Source organism: Rhodococcus sp. NPDC057529 (genome assembly GCF_042802055.1).
In the GTDB taxonomy this organism is placed as follows: Bacteria; Actinomycetota; Actinomycetes; order Mycobacteriales; family Mycobacteriaceae; genus Rhodococcus_F.
This window is the reverse complement of sequence record NZ_JBHVEY010000003.1, coordinates 311,822-330,820: the sequence shown is the minus strand read 5'-3', so window position 1 is coordinate 330,820 and position 18,999 is coordinate 311,822. Positions and strand designations below refer to the sequence as shown.

The 18,999-nt window shown below is 68.0% G+C and carries 16 protein-coding genes; 7 read left to right on the top strand and 9 right to left on the bottom strand.

The genetic code is table 11. The annotated features are described in order from the left end of the window. Nucleotides 1–77: 77 nt before the first annotated feature. Together ACFU5V_RS07480 and ACFU5V_RS07475 are read right to left on the bottom strand one after the other, a co-directional pair. Nucleotides 78–971: an HpcH/HpaI aldolase/citrate lyase family protein gene (locus tag ACFU5V_RS07480; RefSeq protein WP_378440619.1), complete on the bottom strand. Its 894-nt coding sequence runs from the start codon at nt 969–971 to the stop codon at nt 78–80. A gap of 69 nt (nt 972–1,040) precedes the next feature. Beyond that, nucleotides 1,041–2,216, bottom strand: a complete 1,176-nt coding sequence (locus ACFU5V_RS07475) for a CaiB/BaiF CoA transferase family protein (protein ID WP_378698070.1) — start codon at nt 2,214–2,216, stop codon at nt 1,041–1,043. Nucleotides 2,217–2,479: 263 nt separating this feature from the next. On the opposite strand from ACFU5V_RS07475, the gene ACFU5V_RS07470 reads away from it, so the two are divergent. The 4 genes from ACFU5V_RS07470 to ACFU5V_RS07455 are packed head-to-tail and all read left to right on the top strand — an operon-like array spanning nt 2,480 to nt 7,068. Beyond that, nucleotides 2,480–3,961 (top strand): aldehyde dehydrogenase, encoded by a 1,482-nt coding sequence (locus ACFU5V_RS07470; protein WP_378698068.1) that lies wholly within the window; start codon nt 2,480–2,482, stop codon nt 3,959–3,961. 26 nt (nt 3,962–3,987) lie between these two features. Next, entirely contained in the window at nt 3,988–5,382 is a 1,395-nt protein-coding gene (locus tag ACFU5V_RS07465; RefSeq protein WP_378698066.1) for an MmgE/PrpD family protein, read from the top strand. Nucleotides 5,383–5,426: 44 nt separating this feature from the next. Continuing rightward, complete coding sequence (locus ACFU5V_RS07460; protein WP_378698064.1) at nt 5,427–5,960, top strand: cupin domain-containing protein; 534 nt, start codon at nt 5,427–5,429, stop codon at nt 5,958–5,960. 37 nt (nt 5,961–5,997) lie between these two features. Further along, complete coding sequence (locus ACFU5V_RS07455; protein ID WP_378698062.1) at nt 5,998–7,068, top strand: zinc-binding dehydrogenase; 1,071 nt, start codon at nt 5,998–6,000, stop codon at nt 7,066–7,068. A 132-nt stretch (nt 7,069–7,200) separates the two neighbouring features. On the opposite strand, the gene ACFU5V_RS07450 is transcribed toward ACFU5V_RS07455, so the two are convergent. Further along, nucleotides 7,201–8,646 (bottom strand): DUF222 domain-containing protein, encoded by a 1,446-nt coding sequence (locus ACFU5V_RS07450; RefSeq protein ID WP_378698060.1) that lies wholly within the window; start codon nt 8,644–8,646, stop codon nt 7,201–7,203. 419 nt (nt 8,647–9,065) lie between these two features. On the opposite strand from ACFU5V_RS07450, the gene ACFU5V_RS07445 reads away from it, so the two are divergent. After that, nucleotides 9,066–9,983, top strand: coding sequence for an alpha/beta hydrolase family protein (locus ACFU5V_RS07445; protein WP_378698058.1), 918 nt, complete (start codon nt 9,066–9,068; stop codon nt 9,981–9,983). A gap of 52 nt (nt 9,984–10,035) precedes the next feature. Here ACFU5V_RS07445 and ACFU5V_RS07440 read toward each other — a convergent pair whose 3' ends face one another. Then, nucleotides 10,036–10,515 carry a hypothetical protein gene (locus ACFU5V_RS07440; RefSeq protein ID WP_378698055.1) on the bottom strand — a complete coding sequence of 160 codons (480 nt, stop codon included), beginning with the start codon at nt 10,513–10,515 and terminating at the stop codon, nt 10,036–10,038. Nucleotides 10,516–10,611: 96 nt separating this feature from the next. Between ACFU5V_RS07440 and ACFU5V_RS07435 the strand changes: the two genes are divergently transcribed. Together ACFU5V_RS07435 and ACFU5V_RS07430 are read left to right on the top strand one after the other, a co-directional pair. Then, entirely contained in the window at nt 10,612–11,526 is a 915-nt protein-coding gene (locus ACFU5V_RS07435; protein WP_378438381.1) for a mycofactocin-coupled SDR family oxidoreductase, read from the top strand. Between the two features lie 224 nt (nt 11,527–11,750). After that, nucleotides 11,751–13,286 carry a helix-turn-helix domain-containing protein gene (locus tag ACFU5V_RS07430; RefSeq protein WP_378698053.1) on the top strand — a complete coding sequence of 512 codons (1,536 nt, stop codon included), beginning with the start codon at nt 11,751–11,753 and terminating at the stop codon, nt 13,284–13,286. A 44-nt stretch (nt 13,287–13,330) separates the two neighbouring features. On the opposite strand, the gene ACFU5V_RS07425 is transcribed toward ACFU5V_RS07430, so the two are convergent. From ACFU5V_RS07425 to ACFU5V_RS07405, 5 genes are read right to left on the bottom strand one after another with little or no spacing between them, the layout of a single operon-like run. After that, nucleotides 13,331–14,674: a phenylacetate--CoA ligase family protein gene (locus ACFU5V_RS07425; protein ID WP_378698051.1), complete on the bottom strand. Its 1,344-nt coding sequence runs from the start codon at nt 14,672–14,674 to the stop codon at nt 13,331–13,333. 16 nt (nt 14,675–14,690) lie between these two features. Then, the gene (locus ACFU5V_RS07420) at nt 14,691–15,845 is read right to left on the bottom strand and encodes a CaiB/BaiF CoA-transferase family protein (RefSeq protein WP_219460153.1); all 1,155 of its coding nucleotides are present in this window, start codon (nt 15,843–15,845) and stop codon (nt 14,691–14,693) included. Continuing rightward, complete coding sequence (locus tag ACFU5V_RS07415; protein WP_378438389.1) at nt 15,842–16,636, bottom strand: enoyl-CoA hydratase/isomerase family protein; 795 nt, start codon at nt 16,634–16,636, stop codon at nt 15,842–15,844. The genes ACFU5V_RS07420 and ACFU5V_RS07415 overlap by 4 nt, the downstream gene beginning before the upstream one ends. Before the next feature lie 49 nt (nt 16,637–16,685). Beyond that, a complete protein-coding gene (locus tag ACFU5V_RS07410; protein ID WP_378698048.1) occupies nt 16,686–17,807 on the bottom strand; it encodes a CaiB/BaiF CoA transferase family protein in 1,122 nt (373 codons plus the stop codon). A gap of 24 nt (nt 17,808–17,831) precedes the next feature. Beyond that, nucleotides 17,832–18,998, bottom strand: a complete 1,167-nt coding sequence (locus ACFU5V_RS07405) for an acyl-CoA dehydrogenase family protein (RefSeq protein WP_087559347.1) — start codon at nt 18,996–18,998, stop codon at nt 17,832–17,834. Between the last annotated feature and the right edge of the window lies 1 nt (nt 18,999).

Below are 18,999 nucleotides of genomic sequence, written 5' to 3'. Positions count from 1 at the left end.
TGGTGTGGGGCACTCCCTAAGCGAACACCCACCCCCCCTAGGGGTGGGGTTTCCCCCCGCCATCGGTGCGTTACGGGTCAGGCGTGGGCCATGATGGCTTCGGCCTGCGCGATGATGCCCTCGGCGGTCTTCACGTGGGCGATGTCGATGTGCTGGCCCTCGAAGTCGACGGCCGCGCTACCGGCGGCCTCGGCCACCTTGAACGCCTCGATCATGCGGCGGTAGAAGTCGACCTGCTCGGGGGACGGCGTGAACACGTCGTTGGCGATGGCGATGTGCGACGGGTGGATGCACACCATGCCGCGGTAGCCGAGCTGCTTGTTGTCCAGGCAGAACTGACGGGCACCGTCGAGGTCCTTGATGTCCTGCCACACGCCGGCGACGGGATGGTGCAGGCCCGCCGCGCGGGCGGCGAGGACGAGGCGACTCCGCAGGTACAGCGTCTCCAGGCCGGCCGGGGTGAATTCGAAGCCCAGTTCGCGTCCCACGTCCGCGCTCGGGCCGGTGGCGCCCAGCAGGCTGGAGATGCGGGGGGTGGCGGCGGCGATTTCTTCGCAATGCGCCATGGAGACCGCGGTTTCGTAGCTCACGATGAGTCCCACGCTGCCCGCCTCGAGCCCCTGCCGGGCCTCGATGTGCGACACCACGGCGTCGATCCGCACGAGTTCCTCGGCGTCGAAGACCTTGGGCAGGAACAGACCGGTCAGCCCCGGCCGGATCACCGCCTCGAGGTCACTGCCCTGGATCCCGGTCACGAACGCGTTGGGCCGCACCCACACGTCGGCGCGAACGCCCTCGGCGTGCAAACGGTCGATGGTGGCGGCGGTGACGCCACGCGCCTCGTCCTTGTCCGCGGCGGGAACGGAGTCCTCCAGGTCGAGGATCAGGGCGTCGGCGCCGGAGGCCAGCCCCTTGTCGGCCCAGGAAGGCTTGTGACCGGGCACGAACAGCATGGAACGGTACGGATTCATGAACTCTCCTCAGTTATGAGTACGGGAAGTAGCGGGTGTGGGGAAACAGCGGGTATGGGAAGTAGCGGGTCAGGACTCGTCGGCGTAGAGGACGCCGGACGCGAGCAGCTCGTCGATCTTCTCGGCGGGGAGCACCTCGCCCGCCACCGAACGGGTGTCGGCGCCGACCTTGGGAGCGCGGTCACCGCGGTCCGGGCGCTCGCCATCGAACGTCCACGGCGGCCGGATCAGGGCCAGGCCGTCGGGTTGCCACTCGACCAGGTCCAGGTGTTCGACCTGCTCGTGTTCGAGGTAGCCGGTCATCGACAGGACCGGCGCGAACGGCACGTCGGCCTCGGTGAGGACCTTCTCCCAGTGGTCCTTCGACTTCGTGGCGAACTCCGCCTCGACGATCGGCACCAGCTCGAAGTAGTTCGACTCCCGCGGGCGGTACTCGGAGAACCGGGGGTCCTCGGCCAGGTCCATGCGGTCCATCGCGCGGCACAGCGACCGCCAGAACTTCTGCGAGGACGACAGGTGGACGGCCAGGTACTCGCCGGTCGACGTCGGGACGCAGAAGTTCTGCGCCTGCGGATGCCGGCTCGTGCGGGCGGGGTTGCTGCCGAGCTCGAAGGACTGCGTGATGCCGTCGATGGTCAGTGCGCTGACGGCCTCCATGATCGACGTTTCCATCCGCTGCGGCTGACCCGTCTTCAGCCGCCCGACGAGGGCCGCGAGGACGCCGGTTGCGGTGCTCAGACCGGTGACGAGGTCCGCGCTCAGGCCGCCGGCCAGCTGCGGGTGGTCGCCGTCGCTGAACAGCGAGTACAGGCCGCCGAAGGCGTGGCCGATCGTGTCGTAGGCGGGACGGTTGGCCAGCGGACCACCGGCGCCGAATCCGGTGACGGACCCGTACACGATGTCGGGTCGCAGCGCGCGGCAGTCCTCGGGGCCGAGCCCCATGGCGGCCACCTTGCCCGGGCGCAGGTTCTCGAGCACCACGTCGAAGTGCGGCACCAGCGCCTTGACCAGCGCGACGCCCTCCTCCGACTTCAGGTCGACCGAGAGGCTGCGCTTGCCGGTGTTGTACTGCCGGAAGTAGGGGCTGGCGTCGTTCTGATGACGCCGGAAATCTTCTCCGACCACCGGGCGCTCGACTTTGACCACCTCGGCGCCGAGGGCGCACAGCATCGACGTCCCGAACGGGAGCGCGATGTATCCCCCGATCTCGAGGATCCGAATACCGTCGAGCGGCTTGTGCTGCATGTTGCCTCGCCTTCGTTTCAACAAAACATTATATATAGTTCACGGCGGGGTCAAGCCCCACCAGATCGGGGTACCCCACCGAGGCGACTCCCAGTCGGGTGGATCACGACAAGGCACTTCCATGGAGCTATGCAACATTATATACTTTGCATGGTGCAGCTCACATATCGAGCAGAAGGCTCCGCCCACCAGGCCGGACACTTCGGTCCCGCCTGCGATCCGGACCACTTCCACCCCTCATCGACCAAAGAAGGAGCAGCACCGTGAGTGTGCAGACAGAAATTTGGCAGGGACAGTACGACAAGCTGTTCATCGGCGGACGGTGGGTGCAGCCCGCCACCGAGCGCACCTTCGACGTGATCTCGCCGGCCACCGAAGAGCTCGTCGCGCGCGTTCCGGAGGGCGTCGAAGAAGACATCGACGCGGCGGTGAACGCGGCACGCGAGGCATTCGACAAGGGGCCCTGGCCCCGGATGGCACTCGAAGAGCGGATCGCGGTCCTCCGGAAGCTCAGCGCCGAACTCGCCGCGCGCGAGGCCGACGCCGCCCGGCTCGTCAGCGCCGAGATGGGCTGCCCGATCACCCTGTCCACGAAGATGCAGTCCATCGGACCGCGCCTGCTCCTGGACTCCTTCCTGGATCTCGCCCCCGCCTACCCGTGGACCGACACCCGGTCGTCCGCAACGGGCAGCGCGCTGGTGACCCGCGAACCCGTCGGGGTCGTCGCCGGCATCGTGCCGTGGAACGCCCCACTGCTCATCACGATGATCAAGCTCGCCCCAGCGCTGCTGGCGGGCTGCACCATGGTCATCAAGCCCTCCCCCGAGACCCCGCTCGACGCCTACCTGCTCGCCGACATCCTGGACCAGATCGGTCTCCCCGCCGGCGTCGTGAACATCGTCCCCGCGCAGCGCGAGGCCAGCGAATACCTCGTGCGCCACCGCGGCATCGACAAGGTCTCCTTCACCGGATCGACGGCCGCGGGCCGTCGGATCGCCTCCCTCTGCGGCCAGGACCTGCGCCGCGTGACCCTGGAACTGGGCGGCAAGTCCGCCGCGGTCCTGCTCGACGACGCCGACCTCGACGCCGCAGTCGCCGCCATCCGCGCGGTCTCGCTGCGCAACAGCGGCCAGGTGTGCAGCAACAAGACCCGGATCGTGGTGGCACGCTCGCGGCGCGACGAACTCCACGACCGGCTCGTGGACCTGATCCAGTCGATGCCCGTCGGTGACCCCTTCGACCCCGCCACCGAGATCGGCCCGATGGTCAGCGCCAACCAGCGGTCCCGCGTCGAGGGCTACATCGACGACGCCAAGGGATCCGGGGCCTCCCTGCTGGTGGGCGGCGGACGTCCCGACGGCCTCGACCGCGGCTGGTACGTCGAGCCCACGATCTTCACGGACGTCGACCCTGCCGCGAAGATCGCGCAGGAAGAGATCTTCGGCCCGGTTCTCACGGTGCACACGTTCGACACCGAGGCCGAGGCGATCGACATCGCCAACAACTCGGAGTACGGACTCAACGGATCGGTGTTCGCCGCCGACCCCGAGCACGCGCTGGCGGTGGCACGCCACATCCGCACCGGCACAATCGAAGTCAACGGAAACCCGGCGGGATTCAGCGCCCCGATGGGCGGTTTCAAGAACAGCGGCATCGGCCGCGAGGCGGGACTCGAGGGCTTCGACGCCTACGTCGAGCTCAAGTCCTACGGCATCCCGGGCGGCCTGCTCGGTTCGCTCTCCTGACCCAGATCTACCGAAAGGCACCACACATGGGCACCATTCCCCCCGTCGAAGAAGCTGCCGCCCGGCTCGTCACGGATCTGACCTTCGACTCCATCCCCGCCGACGCGCTCGCCGGTGCGCGCCGCCTGATGCAGGACCAGCTCGCCCTCCAGGTCGGAAGCGCCTCGCTGCCCTGGAGCAAGGCGCTGCTCGAGCTGACGCGCGCGGCCCACGTACCGGGCAAGTCGCACATCGCCGCGACAGGCGACGAGATGAGCGCTGCGGACGCGGCATTCGTCAACGCCTCCTTCGGCCACGGCTTCGAATACGACGACGCCCACCGGGCCAGCTCCTCGCACCCGGGCAGCTGCGTCGTGTCCGCCGCACTCGCCGTCGGCGAAGAACTCGGCGCCACGATGCGCGAGGTGATCACCGGTATCGTCGCCGGCTACGAGGTCTACACCCGCATCGGCAATTTGGCGGCACCCCAACTGCTCGAGCGCGGCTTCCACCCGCACGGGTTGCTGTCGAACTTCGGCGCGGCCGCCGTCGTCGCGAAGATGCGCGGCTTCGACGTCGAAACGACCGTGCATGCCCTCGCCATCGCCCTCAGCCACGCGTCGGGCACCACCGAGTACACGTCGTCCGGTGGCTCGATCAAACGCATCCACTCCGGCATCGGCACCCGCAACGGGATCCGCGCCGCCGAGATGGCCGCCGCGGGCATCACCGGGCCGACGTCGTTCCTCACCGGCGGGAAGGGCTTCTACCGCACGTTCGTCGGACGCCCCGTCGGCGACGATGCGGCGGCCACGTTCGGCCTCGACAAGACGTTCGAGATCACCCGCGTATGGGTCAAGCCCTATTGCTGCTGCGGCATCAACCACGCCTACATCGACGGCGCTCGTCAACTCGCGGCCCGCGCCGCGGACGTCGACTCGGTGCTGCTCGGCATCCAGACCGGCGGCGACGTGGTGATCGGCAACAAGAACGCCAACGCCTACGCACCCAAGATCATCGAGCACCTGCAGTACAGCCTGCCGTTCCAGTTCTCGCTGTCGCTGCTCGGCAAGGGCAACGGGTTCCGCACCCACAACGAGTACATGGCCGGCCAACTCGACCTCGGCGCAGGCAGCGACGTCGCCGCCCTCGCCCAGAAGGTGAAGATCGAGGTCAAGCCCGAACTCGACACCGCCTACCCCGGCCGATGGGTCGGCGACATCACCGTCAACTACACGGACGGCACCAGCGAGAGCCTGTTCGTCGACAACCCCACCGGCACCGCCGAGAACCCGATGTCGCAGGAAGACCTGGACGCGAAGTTCCGCGACCTGACGGTGACCGCGATGGGCACCGAGTCCAGCGAAACCCTGCTGCAGGCCATCCAGCGCGGCGATCTCGACCAGCCCGCGTCCGACTTCGCGGCCCTGCTGCACGTCTGACCCTCGAACGACACCCACACCAGCCCCAGAACAAGGAGTGAACGATGAGTGGAGAACACCTCAACGCCCAGGCCCGCGTCGTGCTGACCGGCCTCGACGCCGACGGTAAGTCGACCTTCATCTCGGACGGCAACACCACCACCCGCACCGCCCAGCCGGGCTTCACCGTCATGGACGTCTGGCAGTTCGACAGCCTGCCCGTGGACGTGCTGGCCCCGTCGACCCTGGGCGCCGACCCGGTCATCGACCCGCCGAAGAACGGCCTCGTGGTCCGCCTCGCCAGCTTCCCGCCGGACTCCGAGTTCGACGCCGAGGGCTACAAGGAGTCGCTGGACGCGTTCCACGGCGCAGACTCGCACGACGGCGACGCCAGCGCCGACGGCGGAGTCTGGCATCTGACTGACACGATCGACGTCGTCACCGTCCTCACCGGCGAACTGTGGGCCGTCACCGAGACCGGTGAGACCCTGCTGAAGCCGGGCGACACGGTCGTCAATCGCGGCATCAAGCACATCTGGAGCAACCGGACCAGCGAACCGGTCTTGATCATCGCCACCATGATGGCGGGCACCCGATGAGCGCCGCGCCCCTCACGTACCGGACGGAGACCTCCTGATGCGTGGTGTAGTTTTTCGCGGCAATCGCGAACTCGAAGTCCTCGACTTCCCCGATCCCACACCGGGACCGGGCGAGGTGGTCGTCGAGATCAAGGCGTCGGGCCTGTGCGGCAGCGACCTGAAGTTTTACCGTGACCCACCGGAGGCGGCTCTCAAAGCGCTCGGTTTCAAGGATTTCGCGTCACGTGGTCTCGGCGAGAATCCGGCGATCATCGCCGGTCACGAACCGTGCGGCGTCGTCGCCGAGATCGGGCCGAACGTGGACCCGCGTGCGTTCACGGTCGGTGACCGCGTCATGGTGTTCCACTACAAGGGCTGCGGATTCTGCGACCTCTGCCGCACCGGCTGGACGCAGATGTGCACCCACGGCGCCACGATCTTCGGCGCCACCGCGCACGGCGGTCACGCCACCTACATGGTGGTTCCGGCGGAAACCCTGGTGCCGATGCCCGAAGAGATCAGCTTCTCGGCGGGCGCCGCCATCGCCTGCGGCACGGGCACTGCCTTCGGCGCGCTCCGGCGGGCGGACGTCACCGGGCGGGACACCGTCGCCGTGTTCGGGCTCGGCCCCATCGGACAATCCGCCATCCAGTTCGCCTCCGCTCTCGGCGCCGAGGTGATCGCCGTCGACATCGCCGCGGACCGCCTCGCGCGGGCCGGGGAACTCGGTGCGCACCACATCGTGGACTCGAGCACCACCGACGCGGTGGAGGCGATCCGGGAGATCACCGGCGGTCGCGGTGCGACCGTGTCGATCGAGAGTTCCGGCGCCCCCTCCGCACGCGTCGCGGGCACCCGGTGCCTCGGCCCGTGGGGCCGCATCGCCCTGGTCGGTCTCGGCGGAAACCTCGAACTCGACGTCTCGCCCGACATCGTGATCAAGCAGATCTCGATCATCGGCTCCTACACGTTCTCCAACGTCGGAATGGGCGAATGCGCGCGTTTCGTCGCGCAGCACGGCATCGACGTCGACGCGCTGTTCACCGACCGCTGGAAGATCGAGGACGCCGAAACCGCGTACAAGGAGTTCGACCAGCAGGTCCGCGGCAAGGCCGTCATCGAGTTCTGACGCTGCGGTCTTCTGTCACAGCGGTGTTTCTCAGGCCGGCTGTTTTGGCACGGCGGGTGCCCCGCATCCGAGTGGGGGCTCGCATGCGGGGCGTCTGCGGTGGGATGGAGTTGTGTTGCGGCGCTATGCCGGTCAGGCCGCGGCCGGGCCGGCCCGCCGATTGTGCGACGGCAGTGGTTCCCGGAAGGGGTCGACGCCGGGTGGTGGAATGAACCACGGGTGCCGGTCGTCGCCGATCTGCACCTCCCACCCGTCGTGGTGGATCAGCCGGTGGTGGAAACCGCACAGCAGGACGAGGTTGTCCATGTCGGTGAGGCCACCGTCGGCCCAGTGGACGATGTGGTGCCCCTCGCACCACGATGCCGGCGCTCCGCACCCCGGGAATGCGCATCCACCGTCGCGCACGGCCAACGCCCGACGCTGCTTTCGGGTGGCCGTCCTGCTGGTCACCCCGACATCGAGGGGTGCGCCGTGATCGTCGAGGATCACCGTGCTCACCTGCGCATCACACGCCAGATGCCGGGCAGCGGTGATCGTCAGCGGTCCCATCCAGGCAGCCCACGCCACCCCCGTTTCCGCCAGCACCGCCGCCCAGTCCTCCGCCGAGGTCGGCCGGTCACCAAAGGTTGGGCCGGCCGGGCCGGTGCCGAAAGCGTGCCCGCCCGGGTCGCCTACACGGTCGGTGCCACCAGAGCGGTCCGTGCCGCCCATCCCACTGGTGCCGCTGGTGCCGCCCATCCCGCTGGCGCCGCTGCGGTCGGTGCCGCGGGCGTAGGCGAGGTCTCGCGCCCGCACCTGCACACTGATGTGGGGGCGTTCGCCGGCTTCGGTGCCGTTCAATCCTGCTGCGAGATAGCGGCGCAGCAGTTCGGTGAACGCGTCGGCCCGCCGCCGTCCCGGGGTGCGTTCGTCTCTGGCCCCATCCGTGGCCGGTCGGGGTGCGGCGAGCTTCGACAACGCGGTCAGCAGCATCTCGCCGGTCACCGCATCCAGATCGCCTTTGACCGACACCCGTCCGTTCAGGGTTTTCGATGCGTGCAGTTCGTTGCGGTCGAGGTCTTCGCTCGCGGGGTGCTCGTCGCTTTCGAAGATTCGTTCCACCTTCGCGATACCTTCCCGGATCAGGTCGGTGCGAGCCTGCGGTCCGTCCGCCGCGGTCAGCAACGCGTCCAGCACGGGACCCAGCGCGCTCAGCGGCATTCCTTTCGGCGGTCGTTCGCAGAACCGCAGAATCAGCCCCGCGTGATCCGCGGAGATACTGCAGCCGTAGAACTTTCCGGCGACCTCAGGCTGCGCCCGCAGCCCCCGCGCCAGGTTCACGATCCGACCCGCCGCCCCCGGTTCGAGCATCGTGTGCGCCGCCAGCCACGCCTTCGCGTGGGGATGGCCCAGCACGTCGACTCGGCAGCGTGAATCCACCGCGTCCATCAGTCTCACCCGCACCGCCTCGAGGCGGGTGATCTCCGCGGACACCGCCAGCACCGTCTCGAGCAACTGCGCCTCGGTCAACCGCAGCGTGTCGACGTCCGCCGGATCACCGTCCGGCAACGCCCCCTGAGTTCTCTCCCCGTCCCCCATGCATCAAGACTAGTTCGAACACCAGTTCGAGTCAAGTGCTTTCCAGTAATTCGTTTGTGCCGAAACGTATTCGGCACGGGTCGAGACACTTCAGTTCGGCCAGTTGTGACCAGTCATACGTATGGGTGAGACGAACGTGCGCATCGTCGATGCGGTCGAGTTCCCAGCGCCACAGGCGGCCGGCGTCATCACCGCGGCAATCTCGCCCTTCTCGTTGATAACTCGATAAGCCACGAGCCCTGCCAGGTCGGGTGGCGGGAGGGGAGGGCTGGCAGTACCTGGATCCGCCGACGGGGTGGGAGAACACTCGACTGTGGCTTCAGCTTCTTCACGCGGCACCGACGCGGGACAGCCACATCGTGCCGCGGTGGGGAAGCACCCCGGTAAGGCGCCCCCGGCGCCGGAAAGGAAGGCACCCAATGGCTGATTCAGACGAGGCCGAGGCCGCGTTCGACAACTTCGTGTCCCTGTGGACCACCGGCACGACCGCCGGACGGCGCGCCCCGCTTCTGCGGCGCCCCGACGAGGTCGGGCTGCAGTACGAGGACGTGACTTTCCCGTCCACGGACGGCGTTCCACTCGAGGGATGGTTCATTCCCGCCGACTCCGACAAGCTCGTCATTCACAACCACTTCCTGCCGGGCAACCGGTACGGATACCCCGGCCATTTGCCGGAGTTCGGTGGTTTCGGAGGGTTCGAAATCAATTTCCTGCCCGAGTACAAGGCGCTGCACGACGCCGGCTACAACATCCTGGCTTACGACATCCGCAACCACGGCATGAGCGGACAGGGCAACGGCGGCATCGTCGGCATCGGCTTGCTGGAGTACCGCGATGTCATCGGATCACTGCGCTACGCGGCGGCACGGCCGGACACGAAGAACATGAAGAAAGTTCTGCTGTCGGTCTGCCTCGGCGCAGACTCCACCGCGGTGGCCTGGTCCAAACACCCGGAAGAGTTCTCCGAGATTCAGGCGATGGTCATGCTGCAACCGGTATCCGCCCGGTACGTCGTCGAAGAGTTCGTCAAGGGCATCGGCATGGCCGACGGCTACGAGAAGTTCGACAAGGCTGTACACGAGCGAACCGGCTTCCACCTCGCTGAGCAGTCACCGCTCGAGCACGTCGAGGCCGTCACGGTGCCCACGCTCGTCGCGCAGGTCCACAACGACGTCATGACACGCCCCGAGGACGTCCAGTCGATCTACGACCGACTGCCGGTGGAGGACAAGGAGCTGTACTGGATCGAGGGCACGGACCGTCGGTTCGACGGGTACAACTTCTTCGGCGTCCACCCGGAGCTGCCGATCAACTGGTTCGACAAGCACATCGCTTAGCACTGCCGCCCGATCAGCCGCCGAGGCGGGACGGGCGCCACCGGACGGGACGCTACGCTGGCCGCGCCTCGGCCCGCCGTCCGCGGCTGGCCGGGGCGCGGCCAGCTTCCACAACACGGTCAGCAGCATCTCCCCGCCCCAGGCTCGAAATCATCTCGAGCATCAGTCCGTAATTATCCTGTGCCGAAACTTTCTTCAGCACGGTGCGACCCTCGTTCAGTTGTCCGTCTGGCGCAGTGTCCAGATAGTTGGACACTGTCACCCCGGCTTCCCGGCCTACGTTCGGAGTGACGAACTCGCCGAAATCGAGAAACCACGGAGGCTGCATTGACGACTCGAGGAATTGGCTGCGAGCGCAAATACGTACGACCGTCATGACGGTCGGCGTTCCCGCAGGGATATGCGGCCGAATGGCCGGTTCGCGTATGTCGCGCAGATTGTCTCGGCAACGCTCCAGGAATTCCGCGATCGCACACCCGACGGCGCCCTGACTCCCGTGCCCGGCGACGACCGGCAACGCGAAGGTGTTCACCTACCGGGTGCAGTCACCGGAGTGTTCGCATCCGTCGGTCCTGCATGACTCCCCCCTACCCCGCACTACCGAATGAAATGTGGAAAGGACATCGACATGGGTCTACTGGACGGCAAAGTCGTCTTCATCACCGGCGCCGCACGCGGGCAGGGTCGAGCGCACGCGGTGACCGCAGCGAAGGAGGGCGCCGATGTCATCATCACCGACATCTGCTCGCCCGTCGACGGAATACGCTACGAACTGGCGAGCAAGGACGATCTGGCCAAGACGCAGGCGCTCGTCGAACAGACCGGCCGGCGTGCGGTCAGCGCCATTGCCGACGTCCGTGATCAGGCCGCGCTCGATGCGGCAGTCGCGCTCGGGCTCGACACCTTCGGCCGGCTCGACGCGGTCATCGCCAACGCCGGACTGTGGGACCTCGGGCCGAAGTCCTGGGAGATCACCGAACAGATGTGGACGACGGTCACCGATGTGGTGCTCGGCGGAACGTTCCGGACCATCAAGGCCACCGCGCCGCATCTCGTCGAGCAACGTGGCGGTGCGATCGTCTGTATCGCGTCGGTGGGCGGCCTCGAGGCTACCGCCGGCTACACCCACTACATCACCGCCAAGCACGGCGTCCTGGGCCTGATGAAGAACACCGCCCTGGAAATCGCGGACTACAACGTGCGATGCAATGCCGTCTGCCCCGGTGCGGTGGACGCGAAGATCTGGGACAACCCGATGGGCCACCAGCTGTTCGTCGCCCCCGGCGAGACGGCGAATCGCGATGTGGCGATAGCCGCCACGTACGGTTATGCGCCGCTGGCCGGCAGGCCCGCGCTTCCGCCGAACGCCACCAGCAATGCCGCATGCTGGCTGCTGTCCGACTACGCCGAGCACATCACCGGTGTCGCCCTGCCGGTCGACGCGGGGCACCTCCTGCTCCCCGGCGTGAACTTCGCGCCGCAGACCGAGGGGCCGGAAGCCGACCGCTACCGTTCACCGGCCCAGTCGCCCGACGATCTGTGACGGCCTGACGACACCGGGCCCCGACTGCACACGGTCGGGGCCCGGCGTCTGTGCATCTCGCCTCGCCCGACCCTTGCCTCCAAGCTGGCATATATTATATTGTGTTCTCGCTCACATGTGATGCGGGTCCCCGCCATCACAGCTGGCCGAAAGGTGATGTCGGAGTGCCCGGTACGTCAGCACGTTCCACGGTCGACGCTCGACCGGAGATCGCGTCGTCATGGATGCGTTCGCAATTGTGGGGCCTCGACAGCGATGCGGCGCCGAAGCTGGAGAGAATCGACGTCGCATCGGACGGGTGTCTCGAACGCGCCGCAACGCCCGTGCTGGATCGCGCCTGCCTCGAGTTCGACGGTGCACCACTGGCATTCGTCCTCGCCGACCACGACGCCCGGATCCTGGCTGTCCGGCACACCCATCCGACTGCTCGACATGCACTCGACTGGATGGGCATCGAGCGCGGCATCCGGCTGGCCGAGGACAAGGTGGGAACCAACGCGGTCGGGACCGTCCTGGAGTCCCGGCAACCACTACTCGTTCACGGCGCCGAGCACTTCATGTCCGCGTTCCACGAATTCAGCTGCTTCGGTCACCCGATCATGCATCCGATCACGCGAAAACTCGCAGGTGTCCTCGATGTCGGAGGCGGGGCAGGCGAGGACCACCGGTACTTCGCCCCGATCGCCCGCCGGGTGGTCCGGGACATCGAGGAGCGCATGGCGCTCGATACTCCTGTTACGCAACGGAAACTGCTGGCCGAGTTTCATGCCGCGACTCGGCGGAAGGACCGCTCGGTGATGGTCGTGGGCGGGGGCATGGTCCTTGCCACGCCTGCTGCGCTGGCGCTCCTCGACCCCGCCGATCATGCCACGGTCCGCGCTGCCGCCGACGCAGCCCGCACGTCGGCCGCCACCCATCGCCTGACGCTCGAATCCGGGCGCGACGTCGACGTCACCTGCACGCCCGTCGACGGCGGCAACAGTGTGCTGGTCGAATTCGTCACGGCGAGAACGGATCGGAAACTCGAATCCCCCATGGTCGAGGACTGGCCGCTTCTCATCGTCGGAGAGACCGGCACCGGCCGGACCACCGAGGCGGTGCGTGCGTCCCGGGCGGAATCGACGATTGTCGACACGGCGGATGTCGTGCAGAGCGGCGAGCAGGCGTGGGCGATCGCGCTCGGCCGGGAACTCGAAGGCGACGGCGCGGTGATAGTCATCGAGAACGTGCATCTGCTGACCGATTCGATGGCCACCCTCGTCGCGCGGCTCGTCCGGGGTTCTCGACGAAAGATCGTCCTGACGTCAACGAGTTCGACCGGCGTTCCGGGGATTCACCCGTCTCTGCTCGGCGTGTGCGCCGCACGACGTGACCTGGTTCCGCTTCGCCGGCGCCGCCACGAGATTCCACGGTTGGCGCGTCACATGCTGACCGAGGAGGCCGCGACGTCCGGCGTGCGACTCACCACCGCGACGCTGCAACTCCTTGCGGCACACGAGTGGCCGGGCAACCTCGCCGAGCTTCGACGCGTGATCCGGAGCGTCGCCCTGGCGCGTTCGGCCGGAGACATCATTCCGACCGACCTTCCCGCGCCCTACCGGGCAGTCGGCGCCCCGCTGTCACCCATTCGCCACGCCGAACGGGAAGTCATCGTCGCGGCGATCGAGGCTGCGGGCGGAAACAAGCTCAAGGCCGCGCAGTCACTCGGCGTGAGCCGGTCCACCCTGTACAACCGGCTCCGCGTCCTGAATATCGCGTGACCGTGAATGCTTTGACCCAGTTCTCGGCGAGCTGAGATTCGCCGCTACACCCGTTCGATCAGGTTCACCTTGACGTGGTCCGGTCGCGCGAGGGTGCCGTCGGGCACGAGTTCGACCATCGCCTTGACGCCCAGCGCCGACCGGACCCGCTGCTCGATCGACGACCGCAGTTCGTCCTGCTGCTCGACGCGGAGTCCGTCGGCGTATTCCACGACGAGCACGAGCGGCTTCTGGGTGGAATGCCCCTCGAAGTCGACGCGGATGCGCATTTCGCCGGTGGTGGCCGGTGCCAGCTCCGACACCAATTGTTTGACGGCGGAGGGGAAGAGGTTGATGCCGCGCACGATCAGCATGTCGTCGGTCCGGCCGACGCACCGCACCTTGTACCCGGTGCGGCCGCACACGCAGTCGGTGCCGGTGACGACCACGTGGTCACGGGTACGGAACCTGAGCAGCGGCGACGCCTGCCTGCGGAGCGCCGTGTACACCAACTCACCCTGCGCGCCGGCCACGGGCGCGACGATCTCGTCGGTCTCCGGATCGATCAGCTCGGCCACCATCAGATCCGGGGAGAGGAAGTGCATGCCGTCGCCCGCCTCGCACTCCCCCCAGTAGATGCAGGCGATATCGGTGCCGCCCAGCATCTCCCGTGATGTGGCGCCCCACAACGACTCGAGCTTGCCGCGGACCGCCGGGAGGCCACCGCCGGGCTCGCCGCCGACGCTGATCGCGCGCACACCCAGATCGCGGGCGGCCACGCCGAGGATCGCCGGTGCCTGTTCGGCCAGGTACGCCAGGAAGTTCGGTGTGCCGATCAAAGCGTCGGGTCGCTGATCGGCCTGCACCCGCAGGAGTCGCTCCGCGCCCGCCTCGGCGCCGATCGGGATGTCCACGATGCCCATGTACTGCGCCATCTGCACGACGGGGATTCCGCCGACGAAGCCCTTGCTCATCCCGAATCCGTGCAGCAGCCGGTCTCCGGGCCGGAAACCGTTGGCGTACAAGGCCCGCGATCCGAGCTCGGACCAGACGTCGATGTCACTCCGGGTCAGTCCGACGTAGGACGGGCTGCCGGTGGTGCCCGACGACGCCTGGATCTGCACGATGTCGGCGCGATCGGCGGCGGCATGGCTGCCGAGCGGTGGCGTCGCCGCGAGACTGTCCCGCAGTTCCTGCTTCTCGGTGAACGGCAGCCCGGCGAGGTCCACGACCGTCCGGACCCGGGTGACGTCCACGTCATGCTCGGCGAACTTCTGCCGGTAGAAGTCGCTGCGGGCCGCGAGATAGTCGAGTTGCTCACGCAGGCGGGTGTTCTGCAGCGCCGCAGCGTCGCCGGGTGCCAGCGACTCGACCTCGCTCCAATGCCGTGCCGAATGGGGAACAGCCACAGCACTCACCGTCCTTCTACTCGAATTCGGCGCGGATGGCGTCGGTGTGCGCGCCCAGTGCGGGCACCGAGCCGCTGCGCACCGGCCACCCGTCGGCCACCGCGGGCGGCAGCAGCGCAGGCACCGGGCCGGACGGGGTGCCCACGTCGCGCCACCGTCCGCGCTCGACGAGCTGGGGGTGCTCGGCCAGATCTCGCACGCTGTTGAGCCGCGCGTTGCCGATCCCCGCGGCATCCGCCGTCTTCTGGATCTCCGCCAGCGTGTGCTCGGCGCACCAGGCGCCCACGACCGCGTCCAGTTCGTCACGCGCCTCGACGCGAGTGTCGTTGTGCGCGAACCGCGGTTCATCGGCCAGTTCCGGCCGGCCGATCATCTCGGCCAGGCGCCGCCATTCACGGTCGTTGGTCGTCCCGAGCACCGCGGTCTGGCCGTCGGAGGTGGGATACGCGCCGTAGGGTGCGATCATCGGCGAACCCATACCGACGGGTACCGGCTCGGTGCCGGCGTGGATCACCTGGTTGAGGGCGAACCCCATCATCTCGGCGACGGTGTCGAGCATGGCGATCGGGATGACCGCTCCCCTGCCGGTCCGTTCCCGGTCGTAGAGCGCGGCGAGCACCGCGGAGTACGCGTACAGTGCCGTGCCGACATCGGCCACGGGGATGCCCGGCTTGGCCGGCTGTCCCGGTGCGCCGGTGATGCTGCAGGAACCGCCCTCCGACTGGATGAGCAGGTCGTAGGCCCGCTTGTGGTCGAGGGGACCGCCCTTCCCGTAACCGGAGATGTCGACGACGATCAGGCGCGGGAAGTCACGCGAGAGGTCCCGGGTGCCGATCCCGAGCCGATCGAGTGCGCCGGGCGCGAGGTTGCTGACGACGACGTCGGCGGTGGCGAGGATGTTCCGGAAGATCCCCATGTCCGATGTGGACTTGAGGTCCAGCGCCGCCGATTCCTTGCCGTGGTTCAGCCACGTGAAGTGTGCCGACATCCCGCCGACGACGGAGTCGTAGGCGCGCGTCGAGTCGCCGTAGCCTGGGGCCTCCACCTTGATCACCCGGGCCCCGAGGTCCGCGAGGTGGCGCGTGCACAGCGGCGCCGAGATCGCCTGCTCCAGCCCGACCACGGTGATGCCGGCGAGCGGGCCCTGCGTTCGTTGTTCGGTTGCGGTCACGAGAACTTCGGCTCCCTCTTCTCGCGGAACGAGGACACGCCCTCGACCACGTCCGGACCACCGAAGCCGAAGAACTCCAGGCCCAGCGAGGCGTCGAAGATCGGCATGGCCTGCCGGTACCAGCCGTTGAGCGCCATCTTGGTGCCCTGGATCCCGGCCCGGGAGCCGGCGGCCAGCTTCCGTGCGATCTCCATCGCCCGGTCCTGCACCTCGTCGTCGTCGACGCACAGCGACACCATGCCGATCCGCTCGGCCTCCTCGCCGGTGAGCACCTCGTTGGTCAGCAGGTGGTACTTGGCCTTCGCCATGCTCGTCAGCAGCGGCCAGCAGATCGCCGCGTGGTCGCCGGCGGCGACACCCAACCGGACGTGACCGTCGACGATCTTGGCGCGGCGGCCCGCGACCGAGATGTCGGCCAGCAGCGCGGCCACCAGACCGGCGCCCGCAGCAGGCCCGTTGATCGCGGAGATGATCGGCTGCGGAACCTCGATGATGTTGCGCACCAGGTCGCGGGCCTCACGCATCACCCGCGACCGCGACGCGTAGTCGCCGATCATGTTCTCGACGAGGTCGAAACTGCCGCCCGCCGAGAACGCGCGATCGCCCGCCCCGCGAATCACCACGGCGCGGACCGACTCGTCGAGTCCGATCACCGGCCAGATGTCGGCCAGTTCGCGGTGCGCGTCCGGTCCCACCGCGTTGAGGTTCGGCCCGTCCAGCACGATGCGGAGGATGCCGTCTTCGGGGCGGTCGACCTTCAGCGAGGTGAAGGCCTCGTACCTGGTCACCATTACTTCCTTCCTGAAATTTCTCGGGGCGAGCGGTGCGACGGCGGCCGTGTCAGTCGCCGACGCCCCACCGAGACGCGACGTCCGCGGGAGCGACGGTGCCGACCCGCGGCGTCGCGGGTTCGCGCGCGGGGGTGCCGCTGAAACGCGGCGCGGGCATCGGATGCAGGACGCCGCCGACGGTCCGGTACACGCCCCGCTGGGTGTTGTGGGGGTCCACCGCGGCCTCGTCGAACGTGAGCACCGGGGTGACGCAGGCATCGGTACCGGCGTACACCTTTTCCCATTCGTCGCGGGTGCGGCGCTCGACGGCGTCGCCGATGAGCTTGCGCAGGTGCGGCCAGGATTCGCGATCGTTCTGGTCCGGCCAGTCGTCGGTGTCGGGGCCGAGGCGCGAGGTGAATTCCCGATAGAAATCAGGTTCGAGCGCTCCGACGGCGATGTACCCGCCGTCGGCGCACCGGTAGGTGTCGTAGAACGGTGCCCCGGAGTCGAGGAAGTTCGTCCCCGGATCGTCCGAGTAGAGGCCGGCCGCACGCAGGCCCTGCAGCTTGGCGGTCAGTGCCGCGACGCCGTCGACCATGGCGGCGTCGATCACCTGGCCACGGCCTGTGCGGGCGGCGGAGACGAGGGCGCACGCGATGCCGTACGCCCCCATGGCGCCGCCTGCCGCGTAATCGCCGAGCAGGTTGATCGGCGGGCGCGGCGCGCTGTCCGACCGTGCCATGGCGTGCAACGCGCCGGACTGCGCCACGTAGTTGATGTCGTGTCCGGCGTCCCGTGACCGCGGACCGGTCTGTCCGTAGCCGGTCAGCCGCACGTAGACGAGACGCTCGTTGCGGGCCATCACGTCGTCCGGTCCGAGACCGAGCCGCTCGGTCACGCCGGGGCGGTATCCCTCGATGAAGACGTCCGCGGCTTCGGCCAGGCGCAGCACACTCTCACGCCCGGCCGGGTCCTTCAGGTCGACGGCCACCGCGTCGACGCCGCGGTTGACGACGTCGACCTCCTCGGTCAGACCGTCCGTCTGGCTGAGCGCACGCGCCGACCGGTTGGGCGGCCGCACCACCCGCACCACGTCGGCTCCCATGTCGGCGAGCAGCATCGAGACGTACGGCACCGGGCCCATTCCCGCGAGCACCAGGGCCCGGACTCCAGCCAGCGGACCGGTCATCGTCACACTCCTTCGTCGGTGGGCTCAGTACGACCGCGGCAGGCCGAGGACCTGCTGCGAGACGTAGTTGCGCACCATCTCCTGCGAGAACGGCGCGTTGCGCAGCAGTCGCACCTCACGCCACAGCCGCTCGATGTGGTACTCCTTCGCGTACGCGTACCCACCCAGGGTCGAGAACACGCGGTCGCACGCTTCGAATCCGGCCTCGGCGCCGAGGTATTTCGCCGCGGCGGCCTCGTGCCCGCACTCCTGCTTGTCGTCGAACAGTTTCGCGGCGTGCATCGCCATGCGCTCGGCCGCCTCGAGACGGATCCACGAGTCCGCGAGCGGATGGGCGACGGCCTGGTTCTGGCCGATCGGCCGATCGAAGACCACGCGGTTCTTCGCGTACTCGGTGCCGATCTCGAGGGCAGCGCGGCCGAGGCCGATGCCCTCCATGGCGACCACGATGCGTTCCGGGTTGAGCCCGTCGATGATGTAGTAGAAGCCCTTGTCGACCTCGCCGACGACGTCCTCGTCGGACACGAACAGGTTGTCGATGAACAACTCGTTCGTGTCGATGGCCGCGCGTCCCAGCTTGTCGATCTCGCGGATGGTGACGTGCTTGCGGTCGAGTTCGGCGAAGAAGATCGTCATCCCGTGCAGCGGCTTGTCGTCACGCCGCGGCGACGTGCGGGCCAGCAGCAGGATGCGGTGCGCGTTCTGGGCGTTGGTGATGAACACCTTCTGGCCGTTGATGACCCAGCCGCCGTCGACCTTGGTCGCCTTGGTCTTGATGCGCGACGTGTCCACACCGGCAGTCGGTTCGGTGATGCCGAACGCGGTGAGCATCTCACCCGAGGCCAGCTTGGGGAGATACTTCTTCTTCATCTCCTCCGAGCCGTACCGGACGATCGGCGCCGGCGGGAACACGTAGAAGTGGATCGCCGAGCCGCCGCTCATACCGCCGCCGGAGGACGCGATCTCGCCCATCATCACCGCGGCCTCCTGGAGGCCCAGGCCGATTCCGCCGTACTCCTCCGGGATCATCGCGCCGAGCCAGCCGCCGTCCGCGAACGCCTTGATGAAATCCCAGGGGTATTCGTGCTTGCGGTCCTTGTCCAGCCAGTAGTCGTTGTCGAACTTCCGCGCCAGCTCGCGAGTCGCCTTGCGGACGATCTCGATGTTGCTCTCGGTATCGAAGTCTGCCATC